At 61.5% G+C, this 21,153-nt stretch carries 21 protein-coding genes; 8 read left to right on the forward strand and 13 right to left on the reverse strand.

Going from position 1 to position 21,153, the window contains the following annotated elements; all coding sequences use genetic code 11:
* Window positions 1-35: 35 nt before the first annotated feature.
* Window positions 36-1,532: an MFS transporter gene (locus A0W34_RS26995; RefSeq protein ID WP_202426560.1), complete on the forward strand. Its 1,497-nt coding sequence runs from the start codon at window positions 36-38 to the stop codon at window positions 1,530-1,532.
* Window positions 1,533-1,559: 27 nt separating this feature from the next.
* On the opposite strand, the gene A0W34_RS27000 is transcribed toward A0W34_RS26995, so the two are convergent.
* Both A0W34_RS27000 and A0W34_RS27005 read right to left on the reverse strand, forming a co-directional pair.
* On the reverse strand, window positions 1,560-2,423 hold the full coding sequence (locus A0W34_RS27000; protein ID WP_007730535.1) for an SDR family NAD(P)-dependent oxidoreductase: 864 nt from the start codon (window positions 2,421-2,423) through the stop codon (window positions 1,560-1,562).
* Window positions 2,424-2,470: 47 nt separating this feature from the next.
* On the reverse strand, window positions 2,471-3,358 hold the full coding sequence (locus A0W34_RS27005) for an SDR family NAD(P)-dependent oxidoreductase (protein ID WP_042921616.1): 888 nt from the start codon (window positions 3,356-3,358) through the stop codon (window positions 2,471-2,473).
* 241 nt (window positions 3,359-3,599) lie between these two features.
* Here A0W34_RS27005 and A0W34_RS27010 point away from each other — a divergent pair, with 241 nt between their 5' ends.
* Both A0W34_RS27010 and A0W34_RS27015 read left to right on the forward strand, forming a co-directional pair.
* The gene (locus A0W34_RS27010) at window positions 3,600-3,947 is read left to right on the forward strand and encodes a hypothetical protein (protein WP_007730530.1); all 348 of its coding nucleotides are present in this window, start codon (window positions 3,600-3,602) and stop codon (window positions 3,945-3,947) included.
* The gene (locus A0W34_RS27015) at window positions 3,940-4,590 is read left to right on the forward strand and encodes a Dabb family protein (protein WP_030536113.1); all 651 of its coding nucleotides are present in this window, start codon (window positions 3,940-3,942) and stop codon (window positions 4,588-4,590) included. Before A0W34_RS27010 ends, A0W34_RS27015 begins: the two co-directional genes overlap by 8 nt.
* A 5-nt stretch (window positions 4,591-4,595) precedes the next feature.
* Here the strand turns inward: A0W34_RS27015 and A0W34_RS27020 are convergent, their stop codons facing one another.
* Window positions 4,596-5,522: an alpha/beta hydrolase gene (locus tag A0W34_RS27020; protein WP_007730522.1), complete on the reverse strand. Its 927-nt coding sequence runs from the start codon at window positions 5,520-5,522 to the stop codon at window positions 4,596-4,598.
* Between the two features lie 280 nt (window positions 5,523-5,802).
* Between A0W34_RS27020 and A0W34_RS27025 the strand changes: the two genes are divergently transcribed.
* Window positions 5,803-6,525: an IclR family transcriptional regulator gene (locus tag A0W34_RS27025; RefSeq protein ID WP_007730520.1), complete on the forward strand. Its 723-nt coding sequence runs from the start codon at window positions 5,803-5,805 to the stop codon at window positions 6,523-6,525.
* Window positions 6,526-6,620: 95 nt separating this feature from the next.
* Here the strand turns inward: A0W34_RS27025 and A0W34_RS27030 are convergent, their stop codons facing one another.
* On the reverse strand, window positions 6,621-7,202 hold the full coding sequence (locus A0W34_RS27030) for a PadR family transcriptional regulator (protein WP_050656919.1): 582 nt from the start codon (window positions 7,200-7,202) through the stop codon (window positions 6,621-6,623).
* 138 nt (window positions 7,203-7,340) lie between these two features.
* On the reverse strand, window positions 7,341-8,606 hold the full coding sequence (locus A0W34_RS27035; RefSeq protein WP_007730518.1) for a cytochrome P450: 1,266 nt from the start codon (window positions 8,604-8,606) through the stop codon (window positions 7,341-7,343).
* A gap of 368 nt (window positions 8,607-8,974) precedes the next feature.
* Here A0W34_RS27035 and A0W34_RS27040 point away from each other — a divergent pair, with 368 nt between their 5' ends.
* The gene (locus A0W34_RS27040; RefSeq protein WP_081558880.1) at window positions 8,975-10,021 is read left to right on the forward strand and encodes an NADP-dependent oxidoreductase; all 1,047 of its coding nucleotides are present in this window, start codon (window positions 8,975-8,977) and stop codon (window positions 10,019-10,021) included.
* A 61-nt stretch (window positions 10,022-10,082) separates the two neighbouring features.
* Here the strand turns inward: A0W34_RS27040 and A0W34_RS27045 are convergent, their stop codons facing one another.
* Window positions 10,083-11,168 carry a TerC family protein gene (locus tag A0W34_RS27045; protein ID WP_064075031.1) on the reverse strand — a complete coding sequence of 362 codons (1,086 nt, stop codon included), beginning with the start codon at window positions 11,166-11,168 and terminating at the stop codon, window positions 10,083-10,085.
* A gap of 225 nt (window positions 11,169-11,393) precedes the next feature.
* Here A0W34_RS27045 and A0W34_RS27050 point away from each other — a divergent pair, with 225 nt between their 5' ends.
* Window positions 11,394-11,741 carry a hypothetical protein gene (locus A0W34_RS27050; RefSeq protein WP_003943172.1) on the forward strand — a complete coding sequence of 116 codons (348 nt, stop codon included), beginning with the start codon at window positions 11,394-11,396 and terminating at the stop codon, window positions 11,739-11,741.
* Window positions 11,742-11,745: 4 nt separating this feature from the next.
* On the opposite strand, the gene A0W34_RS27055 is transcribed toward A0W34_RS27050, so the two are convergent.
* Window positions 11,746-12,978 carry a PucR family transcriptional regulator gene (locus A0W34_RS27055; RefSeq protein WP_081558567.1) on the reverse strand — a complete coding sequence of 411 codons (1,233 nt, stop codon included), beginning with the start codon at window positions 12,976-12,978 and terminating at the stop codon, window positions 11,746-11,748.
* Between the two features lie 147 nt (window positions 12,979-13,125).
* On the opposite strand from A0W34_RS27055, the gene A0W34_RS27060 reads away from it, so the two are divergent.
* A complete protein-coding gene (locus tag A0W34_RS27060; RefSeq protein WP_003942902.1) occupies window positions 13,126-13,953 on the forward strand; it encodes an SDR family oxidoreductase in 828 nt (275 codons plus the stop codon).
* Here A0W34_RS27060 and A0W34_RS27065 read toward each other — a convergent pair whose 3' ends face one another.
* The 5 genes from A0W34_RS27065 to A0W34_RS27085 form a co-directional block, all read right to left on the reverse strand.
* Window positions 13,954-15,165 carry a PucR family transcriptional regulator gene (locus A0W34_RS27065; protein WP_081558568.1) on the reverse strand — a complete coding sequence of 404 codons (1,212 nt, stop codon included), beginning with the start codon at window positions 15,163-15,165 and terminating at the stop codon, window positions 13,954-13,956. It abuts the gene before it with no gap.
* A 37-nt stretch (window positions 15,166-15,202) separates the two neighbouring features.
* Complete coding sequence (locus A0W34_RS27070) at window positions 15,203-16,756, reverse strand: acetyl-CoA hydrolase/transferase family protein (protein WP_081558569.1); 1,554 nt, start codon at window positions 16,754-16,756, stop codon at window positions 15,203-15,205.
* A gap of 82 nt (window positions 16,757-16,838) precedes the next feature.
* Window positions 16,839-18,482 carry an AMP-binding protein gene (locus A0W34_RS27075; protein ID WP_081558570.1) on the reverse strand — a complete coding sequence of 548 codons (1,644 nt, stop codon included), beginning with the start codon at window positions 18,480-18,482 and terminating at the stop codon, window positions 16,839-16,841.
* 14 nt (window positions 18,483-18,496) lie between these two features.
* Window positions 18,497-19,375, reverse strand: coding sequence for a crotonase/enoyl-CoA hydratase family protein (locus A0W34_RS27080; protein ID WP_223304467.1), 879 nt, complete (start codon window positions 19,373-19,375; stop codon window positions 18,497-18,499).
* A gap of 45 nt (window positions 19,376-19,420) precedes the next feature.
* Window positions 19,421-20,014: a TetR/AcrR family transcriptional regulator gene (locus A0W34_RS27085; protein ID WP_007730510.1), complete on the reverse strand. Its 594-nt coding sequence runs from the start codon at window positions 20,012-20,014 to the stop codon at window positions 19,421-19,423.
* Window positions 20,015-20,138: 124 nt separating this feature from the next.
* Here A0W34_RS27085 and A0W34_RS27090 point away from each other — a divergent pair, with 124 nt between their 5' ends.
* The gene (locus A0W34_RS27090; protein WP_064687876.1) at window positions 20,139-20,792 is read left to right on the forward strand and encodes a nucleoside/nucleotide kinase family protein; all 654 of its coding nucleotides are present in this window, start codon (window positions 20,139-20,141) and stop codon (window positions 20,790-20,792) included.
* Window positions 20,793-20,806: 14 nt separating this feature from the next.
* Here A0W34_RS27090 and A0W34_RS33680 read toward each other — a convergent pair whose 3' ends face one another.
* Complete coding sequence (locus tag A0W34_RS33680; protein WP_003942853.1) at window positions 20,807-20,941, reverse strand: hypothetical protein; 135 nt, start codon at window positions 20,939-20,941, stop codon at window positions 20,807-20,809.
* Window positions 20,942-21,153 lie beyond the last annotated feature (212 nt).

The following is a 21,153-nucleotide window of genomic DNA, read 5'->3' on the forward strand; positions in this document are numbered from 1 at the left end:
AGCAATTTCTCTTGTAATTCCCGAGAAGGACCCACTTGACGAATTCAGTGACGACCGACAGCGCTGCGCAGCCAACGGTCCACGACACCCCGGATGTATCCGTCGTAACATCGCCGCGCCGCGAGGCCGTCATCATCGGGGCGCTCAGCCTGGCCGCGATGATCGTCTCGATGATGCAGACACTGCCCGTCCCGATTTTGGGGCGTATTCAGTCCGATCTGGGCGCATCCGCGGCCGGCATCAGTTGGGTGACGACGGCGACGTTGCTGTCGGCCGCCGTTTTCACTCCCCTGTTGGGCCGCTACGGCGATCAGCACGGCAAGAAGCGCACGCTGGTCGGCGTTCTGGTCGTCATGGTCATCGGTTCGATCGTCGCCGCACTGGCACACAATCTGCCACTTCTCATCCTCGGACGCGTCCTCCAGGGGACCGCCACCGCCATCTTCCCGCTGGCTCTGTCGGTCCTGCGCGAAGAGGTCCGCCCACACAAGCTTCCCGGCGCGATGGCATTGGTCAGCGGAACTCTCGCATTCGGCAGCGGGCTCGCCCTCGTAGCCACCGGACTTCTCACATCGGCTCCGGATGCCGACTACCGCAATGCCTTCTGGATGGCCACCGGGTTCGCGTTGCTTGCCCTCGTCGCCGTCATCACGCTGGTTCCGGCAACCAAGCACAAGAGCGGCGGGCGCGTCGACGTCATCGGCGCGCTGAGCCTGGGCGCTGCACTCCTTCTGCTCCTGTTGTCGATTTCGCAAGGCCACCAATGGGGTTGGTTCTCACCCGTGACCATCGGTGTTTTCCTGGGCTCGATCGTGATGTTCGCAGTCTGGGTCTGGATCGAGAAGATCGTCGACGAACCACTGGTCGACATGCGAATGTTCGTCCACCGGCCCGTGATGATGGCGAATCTGGCGGGGGTCATGCTGGGCTTCGGAATGTTCGCCAACTTCCTGGGCATCTCCTATCTCGTGCAGCTTCCCCACGCCCTCACGGGATACGGATTCGACGCCAGCATTCTGCGTGCGTCGGTGGAATTCCTGCTGCCGGGTGCGATTGCCTCGCTGATCGCAGCACCGATCGGTGGGCGGCTCATCAGAGTGCGTGGGCCACGCTTCGTCCTGGGACTCACCGCCATCTGTGGTGCGGTGCCGTTCGCCTGGCTCGCGTACGACCACACGCACACCGCGTCGGTCATCGGTGCCGGCATCGTGATCGGCGCCGCCGTGAGCCTGGGCTACGCGGCCATGCCCGCGATCATCATGTCGAGCGTTCCGCGACACCAGAGTGGAATAGCCAACGGCATCAACTCGATCTCCCGTTCCACCGGCAGCGCCATGGGCAGTGCAGTGGTGACTACGATTCTCGCCTCGATGACCATCGCGAACCTGCCAGAGGGCGTATCCGCTCTGCCCAGCGAATCCGCCTTCACCGTCACCTTCGTCACTGCCGCCGTAGCTTTCGCTCTGGTCGGCCTGGTGGGTTGGTCAGGCCTCCCCAAGAGTGCGTCGACGTCTGTCAACGGCAGCGCGTGAACAGGCCTGCTCCGAACAGCTCCGCATTCACGAGATGCCCATGCGTGTGAGCATTGTGCGAGGATCGGCGGGAGGTAGCAGGTCTCGAAGCTGAGCGGCTCGGCGGTCGGTGAACTGCCGACACGCGTCGTCGTCGGAGAACACCCAGAAGTCCCCACGCGCTATTGCTTCGGTCATGTGCTCGGCGGCATCGAGCGGGTCGAGTCCGGATTCGACGTTCGCCTGTTGCATTGCATCGAAGACAGCGTTTGCCGTGACGTTCGTAGTCGGCGCGTCACGCTGGGCCGCACGAAAGATCTCACTCCGGATCGAGTGTGGAACAACAGCACTGACCTGAATCGGAGAGTCGACCAACGACAGATCTTGGTGCAAGCTCTCGGTCATCGCCAGCACCGCGAACTTACTGACGATGTACGGTCCTTGCACCGCGGCGCTGTTGATCCCGCCGACAGAAGACAGATTGGCCACACACGCCGGCTTACCCACCTTCAACATCAATGGCACGAAAGCACGAAGGCAATAGAAGACGCCGTCGACGTTGATCTCCATCAACCGTCTCCACCGCGCACCACTGACTTCCCACAGCAACCCGGCCGTCTCCACTCCGGCATTGTTGACCAGCAACTCGACGCTGCCGTGACGATCGAACACATTGTCCGCCATCCTCTTCACGGCATCGGCATCCGCTACGTCCACCCCATGGACGTCAGCTCTCCCACCGGCCGCGCGAATGTCCTCGGCGACGAGCGACGCACGCTCCTCGTCGATGTCGGCAACGACCACCGTCATTCCCAGCCGCGCAAGGTGACGGGCGAACCCTGCACCGATACCGGCCCCCGCACCGGTCACGACGGCCGTGCCGGTACCGAACCGGCGTTCAGCGTGGGACATCTCCACTCCTCGGGTTGTGTCGCCGAAACTATTGCTCGACAAAGACTTCAGATTCCTTCGGGCAGAATGTTGGGATTGCACCACGTCGGTGGCTCACGTCTGGGCATCAGCCCTTGCCCGTCGAGCGCCTTCACGACCAGATCCTGATACCAGGGAAAATGAAGACTGAACGCTACAAGGCCGGTCCGCTCGGCCGCGGGAAGAGAACACATGGCCAGTACCGTCTCGGCAAGATACTCGACGGGCTCGGTTTCGTATCCATCCGGAATGAGTGCGTCGGCGCCGGGAGTCGAGATCGCAGTGGAAGGCCCCACCGAGTTGACCGCGATATTGTCGTCCAGCACCTCCGCGGCGAGGCCCTGTGTGAACCTGTGCAGTGCTGCCTTCATCGACGCGTAAATCACGTCACCCGACGTCTTGTTGTAGTCGCGGAAGGGCCTGATCGGATTCAGTCCCGTCGAGGAACCGATGTTCACGATCCAGCCTGCGCCGCGCTCTCGCATGTAGGGGATGGCTGCCTTCGACAGGGCGAACGGCGCGCGAATGTAGTGGTCGAGGGTCCGATCGAACGTCGCCAGCGACATCTTCTCGATCGGCGCGTAGTCGGCAAACCCGGCATTGTTCACGAGGATGTCGATACCTCCGGTCCGCGAGACGACCTTCTCGATCAATCCGTCGCGAGCCTCGGAATCCTCGAGATCGGCCGGAATGGCAAGTGCACGACCGTGTTGCGACTCGATCATCTCGACGGTCTCGGACAACGTACCGCCGATGACGACATTACTGTCGGCACGGACTGCCGCGGTAGGCCGAGTCGACCGTGCGGTGACGACCACGGTTGCCCCCTCTGCCGCCAGTCGCCTGGCGATCGCCCTGCCGATGCCTCGACTGCTCCCGGTCACCAGCGCGGTCTTCCCTACCAGCGAGTGATTCAACTGCTCCTCCAAGGCTCTTCCACTTCACGACATCGAACACATGACGTATGTGTTCGACCTGAGTTCGACTGCATTTCACGCAATCGTTGTCCGCCATGTTGCATCATCCGATTCTGTTGCACAGCAACGATTCCCGCCTAACGGGAGGTGTCGAAATGCCGGGCACATGACCAAATCCGCTTTCTCCCGCTGTGTGAGATCGAAAGCATCACAACGGGTTAGGGGAAAGTAATCTTCACCAATGGCAGATGAAACGCTCTACGTGATCGATCGGATAGTCACGAAACCGGGATGCGGTCGACAGTTCGTCGACGCGCTACTCGACCAGTATTTGCCGAGTGCACAGCGTCGCGGCATGACACTCGCCGACGTACTCGTCAGCCCTCCGTTGTGGTGCGATCAAGACCCGAACACCTTGACCGTCACCTGGACGGTCGACGGCACGGCCGGCTGGTGGTCGATGACGCGCCAGGGCCGCAGAGACTCCACCCTCAGGCAGTGGTGGGATGCAATGGCTCCGCTCATAATCGAACGGAGTCGCTCCATGGCCGCCGCAGCAAAGGACATCGAAGGACTGAGCAATGTATAACGTGACAAGAGTCGTGCACGCCGCCAACGGGGCGGGCGCCGACGAGTGGACCGCTGCAGTGAAGAACATTGCCGCAGTTGCCGAATCGTCGAACGCGCTGCGTCGTCTCGTCTGTACGACACTTCCCGGCGTCATCAACGGCGGAGATCTGATCGTCCATCTTCAGTTCGAAGACGAGATGGCTTGGCAGACAGCCCGAGATGCGGTCGACGACAGCCTGCGCTGCGCCGCCGTCGACCACTTCCACGGTGCCGAGTACTCATCCGGGACCACGGGACGTTCCGGCGCCGAAGCCGCCGGTCAGGTGTACCGAGCGCTGTTCATCCGGGTATCCCCCAGCACACCCCAGGACGTACTCGAGGAATTCGAACGGGATCTGCTCAGGATGCCTACCCATATCTCGTCGATCTGCGCCTGGCGTCTCAGCCGAGTCGACGCAGCGATCGGGCACACACCATGGACTCATGTCTGGGAGCAGGAGTTCACCGACCTCGGCTCACTGCAGACCCAGTACCTCGATCATCCGATTCACTGGGCAGTGGTGGACCGGTGGTTCGACCCCGAATGTCCCGAGGCCGTGGTCCACGACAGAATCTGTCACACGTTCGGCAATCTCACCGAGAGACTCCTGACAGTGAAGTGATCTGCCTACTCGCTACCGAGCGCCTCGCGCGTCATCGCCCAAAGCTTCTGTCGCGCAGGCTCGGTCAGTGACAAAGACGGGATAGTGAGGAAGCCGTGGAACAATCCTTCGAAGCGATGATGGCGCACCGAAACGCCAGCCGTCGCGAGCATCTGCGCATACGCGTCACCTGACGAACACGGCGGATCGAGTTCGGCTGTCACGACGACAGCAGACGGAAGACCGGCGAGCGTCTCCGCACGCGTAGGAATCACACGGGCGTCGTCGCGACCTTCAGGCGCGTACTGCTGCCAGTACCATTCCATCGCTGCGGTGGTGTTGTAGTGACCCGTGCCGTAGAGCCGATACGACTCGGTTTCGAAGTCGTCGTCGATCACGGGGTAGATGAGAACCTGAAGGGCGATTTCCGGACCACCCCGATCCCGAGCGGCAATAGCCACGGTCGCCGCGAGGTTCCCTCCCGCACTGTCGCCCACAAGTGCGATTTTACCTGCGTCGGAACCGTATTCGGCAGCATGCTCGCTGGCCCACGCCACCGCGGCGTAGACGTCGTCGTGGGCTGCCGGTGCCGGATGCTCCGGCGCCAACCGATAGTCGACGGCAACCACTACTGCGCCGACTCCCTGCGCCATCGATCGACAGAATTCGTCGTGACTGTCCAGATCGCAGAACACGAAACCGCCCCCGTGAGCGAAGACCACGAGAGGAACGTCGTTCGAGGTTCCATGCGGACGAAAGACGCGAATTGCCAGATCTCCACCGGGACCGTCGATTACGTGATTCTCGACTGAAAGCATGTCGGGAAGACCCGTCAGCGGCGCACGTCGGTTCCGAATCAGAGTTCGTAGCTCCGACGGCGGGACACTGGTGACATCCGGGAATCCAGCGTTGAGGGTTGCAAGCATCGTGGTGACTTCCGCTTGAATCGTCATATCGTCTCCTGGTCTCTCAGCCCGGCGGGTGGCGCTACGTCTGCGCCGGCATCCGCGTTTGTCCACTTGGCGTGTGATCACGTCAACGTAGATCGCCCACCACCAAGCAAGGAACCCGCTCTCCCGATCAGTGGTCCGTTTCCGCCGACGAGCACCGGAGGCGTCCGATCCACAGGGTGGCCTTCTTCACAAAGCAGAAAAAACATGTCATCATTCCTAATCGAAATAGCCTTGTCCAGGGCAGTTGTCCAACTTGACTACGGGATAGCAGAGGGAACACATGTCGCTCCAGCTCGAGGTCGATCCCGCAACGCCGAACGCCTTCCTCGACCGAGTCTCTCTGCTACTGGATGCGTTCGGCGGTCGAGATCGTCTCACCCTCGCCGAGATTGTCCGACGAACCGGGCTTCCAAGGTCTTCAGCCCACCGCATACTCGACCATCTGGTCCAACTTCGGTGGCTGCACCGCAGCGGCCGCGATTACACGCTCGGGTTGCGGCTCGTGGAACTCGGCTCGTTGGCCGTGTACCAGGACAGACTTCACTCAGCTGCGCATCCGCACCTGTACGAATTGCACCGGCGTACCGGACTGATCGTCGAGATGACGATTCTCGACGGCTCAAATGTGGTGTGCCGCGCCCACATGGCAGGTCGTTTCGCCAGCATGATTCCGAATCGGATCGGTTTCAGCACGCGCGCAGACGGAACTCTCGTCGGCAGGGTCCTCCACACCTTCAACAACGAGCGAGGAGAGGCGGCCGACGAGGTCCGAAAAACCGGCGTGGGATACGGCCGTGACACGCCGATCGACGGATTCGGCACGATCGCCACTCCGATCGGCCCGATCGGCGTCGCGACCTCCGCGCTGTCGATCTGCGGACCGCTCCGACAAATGCCGCTCGACGAGCGGAACTCGCCTCTCACCGGGCTTCTTCGGGAAACAGCCGCTTCCCTGTGGCGAAATGCGGGCGTCCGGACCACCGAAAGCATGCGAGCTCAGTAGGCACGAAGACTAGGCGCGAAGACTGGGCACGAAAACCTCGACAGCACAATTCTATTGGCGTGGGGCAGAATCTGGGGAGTTGTACCTCCGCACGCTCAGATCAACTTCCAACTACCGGCATTGACGGGCTGCGGCAAGCCGAGAGCGTTGGCGTCGCCTTGCGCGAATCGAGCGGCGGCCTCATCGATGTCATCGAGCAACTGAGCGGCGAGGTCGATCTCCATCTGAAAATGGCGGCCTATCCATCGCAGACTCATCTCGGTAAATGCCCAGGCGGGTTCATTCTCCGAGTTATCGGCGTGTTCGATTGCCTTGAGCTTCTTTGCCTCGAGGTTGTCGATGTGATCGAGCACTATCGACTTGAGCTGATCGGGGTCGTTGAGGTGGCCGACCCACAGTCTCAACATCACTCCATGTTTGAGAACGGGGGTTTCGATCTCCGATCGGCGTGACCATGATCTGAGAGCCTCGATACCGGATTCGGTTATCGTGAACACTCGTCGACGACGCCCACCCGATTCCGAAACCTCCCGCGAACTGACGAATCCCAGCGTTTCCAGCTTTTTGAGCTCGGTATAGACCTGGCTCACCGACGGGCTCCAGTAATAGAACCCGATGCTCCAGTCGGCCCAGCTTTTCAGATCGCTGCCACTGAGTTCTTCTCCGAATGTGAGCATTCCCAGCACTGCCCAACTTGTCGCGGGCAATGCCGGGTAACACGCAGTTGCGGGATCAGGCACCGGCCCAGACTAACAAGACGTCGACCATCTGACACCGACTTGCCCACCGAGTGGTCTGTTCACGAATTCGTGCAATCAGAAAAGGTTCAATCGCAGTTCGGAGACACCGCGGATAAAGGCCGTGCCACCCCACGTCACTCCACCGTCGACGAGCTCGGTCTTCGGCGCTTTGTCGATCAACGCATTCAGGATGGTCTTGATCTCCAGCCGGGCCAACCACGCACCGAGGCAAGCGTGCGCACCGTGACCGAACGTGATGTGGTCCCGGACATTTGACCTCGACCAGTCCAATCTGTCCGCGTTCGGACCGAATCGAGTTTCATCGCGGTTTGCCGACGCCAGCCACGTCACAATGTGATTTCCGGCCGGAATCACCGCATCTCCCACCGCGTAATCCTCGGGAGCAATGCGAATCATCAACTGCGCCGTCGGCTCATAGCGCAGGACTTCTTCTACCGCGTGATCGAGCAGTGCCCTGTCGTCGACGAGTCGTTCCCACTGATCACGATGGCCCATAAGTGCATTCATGGTGAGACCGACCTGATTGACTGTGGTGTCCAGTCCGGCGATGACCAAAGTCTGCACGGTTGCGGCAACTTGATCCGGCCCGATTATCTCGCCTTCGTCGCCGGCGGAGATGAAGTCCGACAGGATGTCGTCGCCAAGATTGTTGCGCTTCCAAGCGATAACGTCCTGAAGGTGTGCCGAGAAATCACGCTGAGCGGAAATGTAGTCGCTGGTCTGCTCGGCAGTCAGAAACGGATCGAGTAGGTTGAGTCCCTTACGGGTCCACTCGAACATCGTATCGGTGTCGGCAGGTACGGGGATACCGAAAATTTCGCAGACAAGGCGAATCGGTAGCGGATGAGCAACTTCCGTCACCAGCTCGATCTCGGAGCCCCGTCCATGATCGGCAAGCAACTCGTCGACGATTTCCTTCGCCCGCGCGTCGTAACGCTTGATTGCCCTGGGCGTGAACGGGCGCGCCAGTAGCTTGCGCAATGCCAGATGGTCCGGCGGATCCAGCTTCGACAACGATGGGCGCAACAAGTAGGCGTCGCTACCACCGGCCGCCTTGATCCGCATATTGCGCGGTGCCTCGAGTGCATACTGTTCCGACGAACTCAGCGACTTGTCCGCCAGTGCGCGTTTCACGTCGTCGTAGGCGAAAAGCATGTATACGCCATTCGAATGCTGTTGTACCGGAGCAACTTCTCGCGCAATCGCGTACCGCGCGTACGGATCGGACAGGAAGCCCGGCTCCGTTGGATCGACCAATCCCGTTCTGAGCCAATCCGTTGTGTCATGAACCGCACGCTCCGAACCCACCGGCGAAGTCATAGTCAACCTCTCGTCCTCGACAAAATCACTCACACAAGATCTGGCAGATCATTGACGCCCTCGTAAAAATCCACAGCCGAATACCACTGGTGACGAGCGTCAGCGCTGCGCTGAACTGAACTGCGCAGAGCTTCACAGTCGGACTACGAGGCAACCAACAAACCGCCCGCTGTATGGGAAATGAAGTCGCGCTCCGGACGTCGGGTTGCCACATTCTCACTGAGCGGGCGGGAAGGTGCGCTCCTTGCTGCTCGAGGACAGAATTCCCAGACGTCTTCGCCGTGAATCAGTAAGGCGGCGAGATCAATTCCGGGCAATCGTCCCGAGAAGTGATGCGAACCGGTGTCGAAGCAGATTGGAAATTGCGCATGACCGAATATGTGAACCGCGCTGTGCGAGTCGTTCGAGCTCCCCGCGGCTTGCCTGTCGTAGAAGATTTTCGGATCGACGAGGTTCCGATCCGGCCGCCCGCGGACGGCGAAGTTCTGTTCCGCGCCCACTATCTTTCGATCGATCCGGCGATACGAAGACGCCTACCGTCCACCAGCTCTGCCCCCGGGCCGTTGGGAGCTGTTGCCGGTATCGGCGACGTCGTCTTGGCTGGAGTAGTGCCTGCGCACTCCGGTTTGGACGGCATCGCAGTCGGCGAAGTGATTTCTTCGCGGCATCCTGACTTTGCGGCAGGTGATTTGGTTCGAGGCGGCACGCACTGGCAGGTTTATCACACAATCAAAGGCGCTGCCCTGGACCGCATACCGAGGGAGAATCGAGCTTCCCTAGGAGATGAACTCGGAATTCTAGGACAGCCAGGATTTGTCGCACACTGCGGAATGCGGTTGGTCGCCGACGTCCGAGAGCGAGACACAGTCGTGGTTTCGGCGGCCGGCGGAGCAGTCGGCATGGTTGCAGGCCAAATCGCGAAGCTGGCGGGCGCCCGGGTGATCGGAATCGCCGGGGGTGAGAAGACCGAATACGTTGTGGAGGAATTGGGGTTCGACGCCTGCATAGATAGGAAGACGGCGAACATCGGCGAGCAGTTGGACGAATTGTGTCCGAAGGGCGTCGACGTCTATTTCGACAACGTCGGAGGCTCGATCACGCGAGCGGTTTTCGATCGCATGGCCGATTTCGGAAGGGTCGTCGTGTGCGGAATGATCAGCGAATACAACCAGGATGAAAGCGAAGTCGGGCCTCCCCTACGCCCTGTACTACGCAAACGTCTACGCATCGAAGGGTTCATCTGCTACGACCACTACGACCGGTACCCGGAGTACCGGGCGTGGGCGTCCGCTCGAATCACCGAAGGTGGACTGCGCTACCGCAACGATGTCACCGAGGGCATCGAAAATGCCCCAGCGGCCTTGATCGGGCAGCTTTCGGGGCACAACCGGGGGAAGCAGTTGGTGATGATTTGACAAAGGGAGACCACACGTCGTTGTGTGGTCTCCCTTTTCGATTCGTTCAGCCGATCAGGCGTCAGCCTCTGGGCCGAGCATCTACCTTGTCGTCATCGTCGTCGCGCTCGCCGGTTGCGAGCTGGACGCCGGATTTCTCGATGCTGCCGTCAGGACCTGACTTCTCGAGGTCGATCGGTGCATCACCGGTCGCAACCTCTTCGGCCTCAGGCTCTTCCGGTAGCGGCTTCTTGAGACTCAGGATGATCGAGCCTGCCAACACCACGATGATCACCGCGAGGCTGACCAGTGAGGGAATCTCGGGGATCGACGTGCTGATCACCTTGTGGCTGGCCTGCATGATCAGCTTCACGCCGATGAAGGCGAGGATGATCGACAGACCCTTGGACAAGTAGTGGAACTTCTCGAGCAGGCCCGAGAGCAGGAAGTACAGGGCACGCAGACCCAAGATCGCAAACGCGTTGCTGGAGTAGACGATGAATGGATCGTCACTCACTGCCAGCACTGCCGGGACGCTGTCGACTGCGAACACGAGGTCGGCAGCTTCGATGGCGACGACGACGGCGAACAGTGGTGTTGCGACGCGCTTTCCGGCTTCCTTGACGAAGAACTTGGTTCCTGCGTATTCCTCACGGACCGGCATGATCTTGCGCAGCAAGCGAACTGCCAGCGAGGTTCCCGGATCGAAGTTCTCGTCGTCGTCCTTGAGCAGCTTGTAGGCGCTGTAGAGCAGGATGGCGGCGAAGACGAACAGCACGGCCGTGAACTTGCTGACCACGGCAACGCCGGCGGCGAGGAAGATACCGCGGAAGATCAGGGCGCCGATGACACCGAAGAACAACACGCGGTGCTGGTATTCACGGGGCACCTTGAAGTAACCGAAGATCAGGGCGAACACGAACAGGTTGTCGACGGAGAGGCTCTTCTCCAACAGCCAGGCCGTGGTGAATTCGACGCCCGAGTTCACCCCCAAGGTCAGGGTGACGACCACCGCGAATACGAGAGACAAACCGACCCAGAGTGCACTCCACCAGGCCGCTTCCTTGAAGCCGATGACGTGCGCGCCGCGGTGGGCGAGCAGGTCGATGAGCAACATGACGACGATGACTGCGGCGAACGCGGCCCACGCCCACATGGGAACGTTCATCGCTGACCACCTACCCGAATGGCACTGATGACTGCGGTCACGGGGAGCTCCTTCACTGGGTTCGGACGGCCGTCTCGCCGTCTTCTCCAGTGTTCCTTGCCGACTTCTATCCATCCCGGTCGAAATATCGACGACTTTCACACCTGAAGTTGCCGAAACCATGCAATCTGAGGGTGTTGCGTCCGAAACCGCCGCTGGACGGCATCTTGTTCTAGCCTGGCAAGCATGAGCACCTCGTTGTACTACTCCGCCGTCCGCACCACACCGCTGACCGACGACGAGAAGGCCGAAGTCGACCGACTCATCGCCGTCCACAACGACGAATTTCCGTTCGACTACGAGGTCCTGGACCTCTATCCGTCGGATATCCCCAACACTCTGCTCAACGGTTCGACAAAGATCTCGAGCGACCCGACCGAGGTAATCCCTTCGCTCGTCTACTGGTTCAACGCTCTGACCGAACTCCGGCGAGCGGTGCCCGACGCAGACTGGGACGTTTCACTCGACGACACCCCCGCCGATTGGGATGACAGCTCCGGCTATTCGCTCCCCGGGCTCGACGACATGCAGTAGCGAGTCACGGGTTCGCCAGGAGGGCGGCTCCGTAGCTCTCCAGCGCGATGAGCGCCAACTCTGTTGGCAGCCGACGCTGGTCCACGCTGCGGTCTAACAGCTTTTCGGCCTGATCGAGTCGATACCGCACGGTGTTCTTGTGCAGACCGAGCGCCACGGCGGTAGCGGCTGCAGTGCAATTGTTCTCGTAATAGACCCGAACGGTGTCACGGATACGCGTCGTGACACCGTCCGCGCCGGCGAGTCCTTTCAATTCCCGGGCCACCAACGCACGCAGTTCGTCCAGATCTTCGGTGAGCAGACAGGGAACCTGAACATCTTCGTAGACGGTGACCCCCGGCGAACGCGTCGAACGGACCGCGATGCGCTGCGCGGCGAGAGCCTCGCGGTGACTGCGCGCGAATCCTTCCATTCCGTAACCGCTGGCCCCCACCGCGACACGGAGATCCGAATTCCGAGCACGATCGAGCGCCGCCCACTCATGGTCGTCGAAATGCGCGACCCACGACCACACCTCGCGCGCCCCCGAAGGCAGCGTCAGCACGCGCTCGACGTTCGACTCGTCCACAAAGGAACGCGCATACGAGTCCAATCGGGCCAATACGTCGGCGGCCGGATCGGTGTCGTCCGTCCAGAGAACAAACGCAGTGTGGTGGCGCCGCATCGGGTAGTCGAGAATCTGCGACACCTCATCGGAGTGAAGTGCTTCGCCTGCGACAATCGCGTGCACCGTCTCGGACCGACGCGCAAAAGCGCCGCGCGCCAAGCTCTCACGCTCCTTCGCATACGTTGCCACCAACAATTCGGTGGTCACTTCCAGCCATCTCATCGCCGAACCCCACACTCGGACCAGAAGTGCGCGCTTGAGTTCCGGACCGATCGGGAGTGCTTCTATCGACTCGTCGACGAAGCCCAGCATCGCGAGGCGTCCGGCACCGTAGATCTTGAGCAGGACTCGAAGATCCATACCGCGCCTGGCAACGGTGAGTGCAAGCGCAACCGACTCCGGCGGCGGCGTGACCTCCTGGGAACCGCCCGCGATCGCGGCCACGATGACGCGAAGCTGCGCCGCAGTGCTCGCATCCACATCGCGTCGTAGCTCCCGATCACCCGCCACTTCAGGATTGGCCACCGCAATGGCGTCGTCGATGCGTTGAACGAAACCGTCGATCACATCCGGGCGGAGATAGATGGGCGCGAGATTTGCAATCCAGCCGTCCAACTCCGATGTGTCCATGGCGCCTCCCCGACTTGTCACCCTGATTGTGACTTAGTCACAAATCTATCGTCTCACTTCGGCCAAGAAGCCCTAGCAACCCGGTTTCGACTGGTCCACAATCACATCTCACTGCAACCAACCCCTATCTTTGGAGACGCTGGAGTAATGAACAAACCTTTCGACGGTCAGGTAGTGGTCATCACCGGCGGCGCCCGGGGCATCGGATACGCCACCGCGAAGCGGCTGATCAGCCTGGGTGCGACCGTCGCGATCGGCGACATCGACGAAGCCACTCTCGCGCGAGCAGCCAAGGATTTGGGCATCCGCACGTTCGGGCGCCTCGACGTCACCGACCCCGCCTCGTTCTTCGACTTCCTCGACACCGTCGAAGGTGAACTCGGCCCGATCGACGTGCTGGTCAACAATGCGGGCATCATGCCGGTCGGACGGATCGTCGACGAGGACGACTCCGTGACCAGACGCATCATCGAGATCGACGTCCTCGGCGTGATCACGGGAACCAAGCTCGCATTGCGACGGATGCTTCCGCGCGGACGTGGACACGTCATCAACATCGCTTCGCTTGCAGGCGAACTCCCGTGCCCCGGTTTGTCGACGTACTGCGGCGCCAAGCATGCGGTGTTGGGCTTCACCGATTCTGTCCGCAAGGAAGTTCGTGGCACCGGAGTTCACATCTCGTCCGTGCTGCCGACGCTCACCAACACCCAACTCACCTCGGGCACTTCGGGAATGAAGGGATTCCGAGAGGTTCAGCCGGAGGAAATCGCCGAAGCCGTCGTCGGCTTGATCACCAAACCGCGCCCACGCGTACGCATTACGCGGGTGTCCGGGCTGCTCGTGCAGGCACAGGGCTTCTTCCCCCGGCGGCCGTACGAGGCATTGAGCCGACTGTTTGGCGTCGAGACGCAGTTTCTCGGCGACGTCGACACCGCGGCACGTGCTGCCTACGAAGAACGCGCCCGCGCAAGCTGATCAGGTCAGCTCGGTGGCCGGCCAGTCGAGCAGCTTCGCACCCAGTACGGCAGCGTGGAGTGCGAAGCTGTCGTTGGGATCGTTGACGTTCTGACCGGTGAGTTCACGGATGCGGTCCAACCGGTACGTCACGGCGCGGACGGACAAATGCAGGTCTCGGGCGGTCTTAGCCGTATTGCGGCCGGCGGAAAAGTACGCGAGCAGTGTGTCGATCATCGGTCCAGCGCCACCACGCGCCTCGAGCAGCGGCGTGAGAAGGGTGTGGATCAGGTCGGTGACCGCCGGTCTGTCGTTGACCAGAACCCGGTAGACCAGCAGGTCACGAGCATCGATGATCGGTGCGGTCAACGACAGGCGCTGCGCCAGGTCCAGTGCGTCCAGCGCTTCCCGGTACGACGCCACCACGCCCGAAGCGGTGGTTCGAGGGCGCCCGACAGCGATCTGCCACGTGCCGTCCAAAGGACGCCGCTGCAACTGCACTCGCCCATCGTCATCGGTCCCCGGTCCGAGAGCCGAACGAATCCCTGCCAGCACGTGGTCGACGGCATCGCGATCCGGCGCCGCGAAAACTACCACCAGTTTGCCGCTCTTGCTGGCGACCAACGCGTCGGCGTCACCCTTGCTACCCAGAACGGCACGTTCGACGGCGCGCACCAAAGGGTTGTCGTCGGTGAACTCACGGGCGGCGGTCACTACCGCCACGGCATGCGGACCACTGAGGTGGAGACCGAATCCTGAAGCGCGATCCAACAATCCGACGACGTCAGCGCCGCCGGTCAACAAGTCGTCGACGAACTCGCGGCGTGCCGATACCTGCGAGCGGACCAGAGAACGTCTGGCCAACTGAAACCCTTCGGCCAGTTCGGCGACGGCATCGTCGACGGCACGCAGCATCACTTCGCCGGCCGCGACGACGGCATTCGGATCCGATTGTGCCGCAATAACAGCAGGCAGTTCACGCCACAGACGCCAGGCCGAGGAGAGATACAGATCGAGCAGGGCTCGCAGGGCGACACCCTGCTGCGCTGCTTCTTCCCCGCGAGCGCGGAAGCGGTGCAGCTGGCGACGCTGCAGCGGTTTCCCTTCACAGACAGCGTCGCTGAGCACGTCGAGGAAATCACCCAGCAGTTCGACGGGCAGGCCACCGGCGTCATCGGCCCCCGCCGCGGCAACCCGGCGTATGGCGTCGTCAGGTACCCCGGTTCGGCTCACCCTCGCATTCTCTCACTGCCGGCAGCATTGCCTGGCGTCACGAAAAGCGCATCGAACCCGTGTCGATGTACCGCTGATGGAACGAGAATGCCTCGCCCAGGATGTGCGGCGTCTGCCCCGCACCCGGTTGAGCGTCGGCGCGAGCGATGTAATCGTGGAGCAGTGGCCGGAATTCCGGGTGAGCACACTTGTCGACGATCAGGCGCGCGCGTCGCCGCGGCGACAGACCGCGCAGATCCGCCAACCCCTGCTCGGTCACCAACACCTGAGTGTCGTGCTCGGTGTGGTCGACGTGCGGAACCATCGGCACGATCGCCGAGATCTCACCGCCGCGGGCCGTCGACGGGCTCAGGAACATGGACACGTAGCCGTTGCGGGCGAAGTCCCCCGAGCCGCCGATTCCGTTCATGATCTTCGTCCCCATGACGTGCGTCGAGTTCACGTTGCCGTAGATGTCGGCCTCGAGCATGCCGTTCATGGCGATGATTCCGAGCCTGCGCACCACCTCCGGGTGGTTGCTGATCTCCTGCGGACGGAGAGTGATGTGGTGGCGGTAGAAGTCGATGTTCGCGGTCAGTTCTTCGATGCCCTCTTCGGTGAGCGCCAAAGCCGTCGACGACGCATGCGCGACCGTTCCGTCCTTGATCAGCTTCAGCATCCCGTCCTGGATGACCTCGGAGTAGCAGGTCAGGCCGCGATACGGCCCCCGATCGAGCCCTCCGAGCACCGCGTTGGCGACATTGCCGATGCCCGCCTGCAGCGGAAGCAACGTATCGGCCGGCATCCGTCCGGCGCGCACCTCGAAGTCGAAGAATTCCAGGACGTGGCCGGCGATCGCCTCACTGACGGCGTCGGGTGCAGTGAGAGGGCTCGCGCTGTCACGGCAGTTGGTCTCGACAACGGCCACAACCTTCGTGGGATCCACTCGGAACGTGGTCTGGCCGATCCGGTCCTCGACACGAATGATCTCGAGCGGCTTGCGATGCGGCGGCAGCGCGGTGCCGTAATAGACGTCGTGAATACCTTCCATCGCCTCGGGCACCCACGAGTTGACTTCGAGGATGACTCTGTCGGCGACGTCCAGCCAGGTCTTGTTGTTGCCAATCGACGCGGAGGGAATCAATTCCCCTGATTCGGTGATACCGGCGACCTCGACCACCGCGACGTCTACGTTGCCGTAGTAGCCCTCCCACACCTGCTGAGCCACGTGGGAGAGATGGATGTCCACGTAGTCCATACGACCCTCGTTGATCCGGCGACGTGCGGTGGCCTCGGACTGATACGGCATGCGCAGCGCGATTCCGTCGACCTCCGCGAGCAGCCTTTCGGTCTCGGTGGACACAGAAGCGCCGGTCAGGAGATTGATCGTGAAGTTCGATCCGTTGCCGCGGGTCCGGTGAATACGCTCGGCCAGGGCCGGAATGACAACCTTGGGTGTACCGGCGCTCGCGAAACCGCTGATCGCGACGGTGTCGCCCGGGTTGATGAACTTCACGGCGTCGGACGCAGACATCACCTTCGACGCAAACGCTGTGGCGCGAATGCGGTTGGAGGTGGCGTTGTGTCCGGTCTCACCGAAGGTTGAACTCACGGCACCAGGATAAACAGGGCACGTCGAAGCGATTTACGGGGATAACCCAGACAGAATCGCTCCGACGTGCTATGTGCACCGATCAGTTGACGACGCCGTACACGCCTTCGCCGACCAGGCTCGCAATTCGATATTTCTGGATCTTGCCCGACCCTGTCAGTGGGAACGCCTCCGCGCTGAACCACTCCTTGGGCGCCTTGTGGCGCGCCAGTCGCTCGGTGCAGAACTCGACCAGCTCGGCGGCGGTCGGTTGGTCGGACTCGTCCTTCCAGCGGATAACGGCGACAACTCGCTCACCCCACACCTCGTCGGGCACACCCACGACCGCCACGTCGAGAATCTTCGGATGTGTGAAGATCACGGACTCGACCTCACGCGGATAGATGTTCTCACCGCCGCGGATGATCATGTCCTTGAGGCGGCCGGTAACCCGGACGTATCCACGTTCGTCCATCGTCCCCAAATCGCCGGTATGCAACCAACCGTCCTTGTCCACGGTGTCGGCCGAAGCCTCCGGATTACGGAAGTACTCGGTCATGACGAGGTACCCGCGCGCGCAGATCTCGCCTTGTTCGCCGAGCGGCACGCTGTCCCCGGTCACGACGTCGGAGATCTTCACTTCGACCTGCGGCAACGCGAGTCCGACCGTCTCCGACTTGTCCTCGGGGGTGTCGGCCGGGCTGGTCTGTGTGATGACGGGGCTGGCCTCGGTTTGTCCGTAGACGATGCTGAACCCCGCCCCGAAGGCCGACTCCACCGTGCTGACGAGTTCGGGCGGGACCGACGACCCGCCGGATACGACCACCGAACAGGCCGAGAAGTCGCGGCTCGCGAAGCTGGCGTCGTTGATCATCGCGATCAGCATCGTCGGCACTCCACTGATCACGTCAGCGTGAAAGCGTTCCGCCGCATCGAGAACCGCAGTCGGATCGAAGTACTGGATCAGGCCGATGGACATTCTTCGCTGCGCGGCGCCGAGAACCAGGATGCCGCACCCGGCGGTGTGGAACAGCGGCATGGCCGACACAACCGAACCCCGCTCAGGGAATCGGCCTCTCCGACTCACGAAATCGGCATTGTTGACCAATCCTCGGTGATGCAAAAGAGCACCTTTGGGAACCCCGGTGGTTCCCGACGTGTACTGGATCTGCGCATTGTCGTCAGGCGAGACTTCGGGCAGAGCGCCCCGCTCGCCCGCCCAACCTCGAACCTGGCGATCCCACTCCTCGAAGTTGACTGCGAGAACTTCTTCTCCCGAAATCGAAATCGCCTCGGATGCAACCGCTGCCATATCGCCACCGCGGAACTTTCCGGTGTGGAAGAGCCCCCGAGACTGGGACTGCGACAGGACGTACGCGAGTTCCTCCGCACCCAACGCCGGATTGGCGGTCACCAGAACCATCCCGGCGAGCGCGGCGCCGTATTGCAGAATCATCCATTCCGGAACGTTCGGAGCCCAGACAGTGATCCGATCTCCACAGTCGAACCGAGACAAGAGGTAGTGCGCACACCCCTCTGCTTCGTCGAGAAGCTCCGCGAAGGTCCACGTGCGATCGGTTTCAGCCGCCCCGGAAAGCGAATGCGATTGCGTCGGAACCACTTCTCTGATTGCAATCAGATTCGGCGAGTCCGCGGCGCACTCTCGCAGCAGCCCACCCACCGTTTGCTCCTCTATCGGGTCAGACACGTCAGCGGGGAAGTACGACGTTTCGAGAACACTGCTCATCTCACATCCACTTTCTATCGAGGAGGGGTGTCGGACGCGGGGAGCGGCCCGCCTCCGTCTGGAATCTTGCGTCCGGAATCGCGGTACTGAACCGCGGCATGGAATCCGTCGCGCTCGGCAAAATCCTTGAACCAGCGCCCCTCCGGGGAGTGACGCGTAATTCCGTCGAACAGGGTTGCCAGTACCTGGGTGCCTTGCAATCCCATGTTGTCGTACGCCTGGTTGATCATCATCTTCTGCATGGCCAACTGATTGAGCGGAACACCGGCGATGCGATCCGCCAACGCTTCCACCGCCGAGTCCAATTCGTCGGCCGGCACCGCTTCGAGCGCCAATCCCCAGTCAGCCGCAGTGACACCGTCAATGGTGTCTCCCGTCAACAGCATTCGCTTGGCACGCTGGGCTCCGAGCCGGTACACCCACATCGCCGTCGTCGGGCAACCCCACACACGCGCAGGCGGGTATCCGATGCGAGCGTCGTCGGCCATGATCAGCATGTCGCAGGACAGCGCGATGTCACTCCCACCGGCAATCGCATATCCCTGAACCTTGCAGATCGTCGGCTTGAGCGATCGCCAGAGCGTGAAGAAGTCGTCGGTGTTCTGCTTCATCCCGCGAAAGTCCTTGATGGGGTCCCAGACCGGGCCCTGGTTCCACTTTCCGTCAAGGTCGCCTTCGGCAAACTTCTTGAGGTCGTACCCGGCACAAAACGCCTTGCCCGCACCTTGCAAGACGATCACACGGACCTCGTCGTCGTCATTGGCTGCTGCCACCGCGTTTCGAATGTCCGACGGCATCCGGTCGTCGATCGCGTTGAGCCGATCGGGACGGTTGAGCGTGATATACGCTTTACCACCGGACGTCTCGTACTTCAGGGTCGCAAAATCCGTCATCATCGGTCCTGTCGACAGAGCGCGCCTCGCTCGGAACGAGTTGCGCTAGTTCTGGGTGAGGAGCAGGCGAACGACGCCTGCCCATTGACTGATCGAACGACGCGCAGACGCGTCGCTCTTCTGCACTGCCCGGGACAGCGCCAAACCACGGAGCATCAGCACCGTCAGATCTGCAATCTGCGAATAGTTCTCGGAAGCAACAATTTCGGGACCGAAAGCGTCGTGGACAACTCGCCGCAGATCCCGTCCGGCGATTCGCTCCGATTCCCGGAGCACCTCGGCCAACACCGGATCCGTCCGCGCTGCGGACCACAGTTCGAGTTCCGCTTGAAATGGCGGCTGAGTCAACGCCGAATACAGAGCGGAGATCGAGTTCTCGATCGTGTCAACCGACGAATCCTGCCGAGACATGGCAGCTCTTACCGCCACCTCGTTCCGTACGACGATGTTCGACACCAACGCCGCAGTGAGCTCCTGCATGTTCGGAAAGTGGTGCAGCAGAGCGCCCCGACTGACTCCGGCAGCGGTTTGCACCGACTGCGCCGTCAGAGATGAATAACCGTCCGCTATCAGTAAATCCGTTGCCGCATCGAGAATCCGGTGGCGCGTCGCTTCGCGCTGCGCATCGCGCAGGGTCACGGTCTCACCTCCAACTTCTCGAGTGGCATGGATCACAGTTTCACAGTCCATTCAGACTGTCAATGGCCGAAAGCCTCCGGCGTACTCTCGATGCACCGGCCCTTCGGACTGATCGGAGCAACACGTGACGACCTCACCGCCGACCGTCTCGCTGACGCTCGACCAACTTGCTTCACGCGCTGCTTCCCTGATCACCGACGACGGTCGGAGAATCCTCGGCATCACGGGCGCACCGGGAGCCGGAAAGTCGACGGTGTCACAGGCAATTGTGCGGAAATTAGGTTCTCGTTGCTCCATCGTCGAGATGGACGGTTTTCATCTTGCCAATCGGGAACTCGACCGACTCGGCAGGCATGAACGCAAAGGCGCACCGGACACCTTCGACGTCGACGGCTACGCGGCTCTACTACGCCGACTCCGAGCCTCGAACTCGACGGTCTATGCTCCGGTCTTCGATCGCGAGTTCGACGAATCAATAGGCAGCACAACGGCTGTCGATCCATGTACACCGCTGGTAGTCACCGAGGGGAACTATCTCCTCCTACCCAGTGGTGGATGGCAGGAAGTGCGAGCAGCACTCGACGAGGTCTGGTATCTCGACGTTCCGGAGGAAACTCGGACGAAGCGCTTGGTGAAACGCCACAGCCGCTTCGGAAAGAGTTCCGAAGCGGCTGCAGAGTGGGTGAAACGGGTAGATCAGCCGAACGCCGAGTTGATCAGCGCAGTCAGGCCACGCGCGGATCTGATCGTCAGAATCGAACGGTCCGAGCCTCACTGATGTCAGCTGAAAACCTAAGAACCGCCGCCGGTTCCGAGAAAAGTGGCCAGCCCGGCAACTCCGGCGATTCCGCCGAATATCGCCGCCAATGCACCGGCGACGGTGATAACGCTGTCGAGCGCTTTGAGATCGGTGTCGGATGAACCCATGGCAGTCTCCTGGAGTCAGAATTGAAAGTGGGGTTGAATGTGCGCCGAAGTGCGCAATGTTGCACACGTCACTTTACCGGCATTCGCGACCCGAATCAACGAAAATTCTCTCTAAACATGTTGCACTGCAACATATTCAAACAGCAGCTTGCAGGTCCACCGAGGCACGACGACGGCCACCGTCCCGCAGCGCGGGCAGGTGGCCGTCGTTG

The sequence above is a fragment of the Rhodococcus sp. BH4 genome (genome assembly GCF_002079265.1).
Lineage (GTDB): Bacteria > Actinomycetota > Actinomycetes > Mycobacteriales > Mycobacteriaceae > Rhodococcus_F > Rhodococcus_F qingshengii.

Bases quoted from the DNA above. Each gene is read 5' to 3' on its own strand.
- A0W34_RS27025 (WP_007730520.1), top strand. From the start codon at position 5,803: ATGTCGCTCCAGCTCGAGGTCGATCCCGCAACGCCGAACGCCTTCCTC.
- A0W34_RS27000 (WP_007730535.1), bottom strand. From the start codon at position 2,423: ATGTCCCACGCTGAACGCCGGTTCGGTACCGGCACGGCCGTCGTGACC.
- A0W34_RS27015 (WP_030536113.1), top strand. From the start codon at position 3,940: ATGTATAACGTGACAAGAGTCGTGCACGCCGCCAACGGGGCGGGCGCC.
- A0W34_RS27020 (WP_007730522.1), bottom strand. From the start codon at position 5,522: ATGACGATTCAAGCGGAAGTCACCACGATGCTTGCAACCCTCAACGCT.
- A0W34_RS27045 (WP_064075031.1), bottom strand. From the start codon at position 11,168: ATGAACGTTCCCATGTGGGCGTGGGCCGCGTTCGCCGCAGTCATCGTC.
- A0W34_RS27080 (WP_223304467.1), bottom strand. From the start codon at position 19,375: ATGACGGATTTTGCGACCCTGAAGTACGAGACGTCCGGTGGTAAAGCG.
- A0W34_RS27060 (WP_003942902.1), top strand. From the start codon at position 13,126: ATGAACAAACCTTTCGACGGTCAGGTAGTGGTCATCACCGGCGGCGCC.
- A0W34_RS27055 (WP_081558567.1), bottom strand. From the start codon at position 12,978: ATGGACACATCGGAGTTGGACGGCTGGATTGCAAATCTCGCGCCCATC.
- A0W34_RS27050 (WP_003943172.1), top strand. From the start codon at position 11,394: ATGAGCACCTCGTTGTACTACTCCGCCGTCCGCACCACACCGCTGACC.
- A0W34_RS27075 (WP_081558570.1), bottom strand. From the start codon at position 18,482: ATGAGCAGTGTTCTCGAAACGTCGTACTTCCCCGCTGACGTGTCTGAC.
- A0W34_RS33680 (WP_003942853.1), bottom strand. From the start codon at position 20,941: ATGGGTTCATCCGACACCGATCTCAAAGCGCTCGACAGCGTTATCACC.
- A0W34_RS27010 (WP_007730530.1), top strand. From the start codon at position 3,600: ATGGCAGATGAAACGCTCTACGTGATCGATCGGATAGTCACGAAACCG.
- A0W34_RS27035 (WP_007730518.1), bottom strand. From the start codon at position 8,606: ATGACTTCGCCGGTGGGTTCGGAGCGTGCGGTTCATGACACAACGGAT.
- A0W34_RS27030 (WP_050656919.1), bottom strand. From the start codon at position 7,202: ATGCTCACATTCGGAGAAGAACTCAGTGGCAGCGATCTGAAAAGCTGG.
- A0W34_RS27040 (WP_081558880.1), top strand. From the start codon at position 8,975: ATGACCGAATATGTGAACCGCGCTGTGCGAGTCGTTCGAGCTCCCCGC.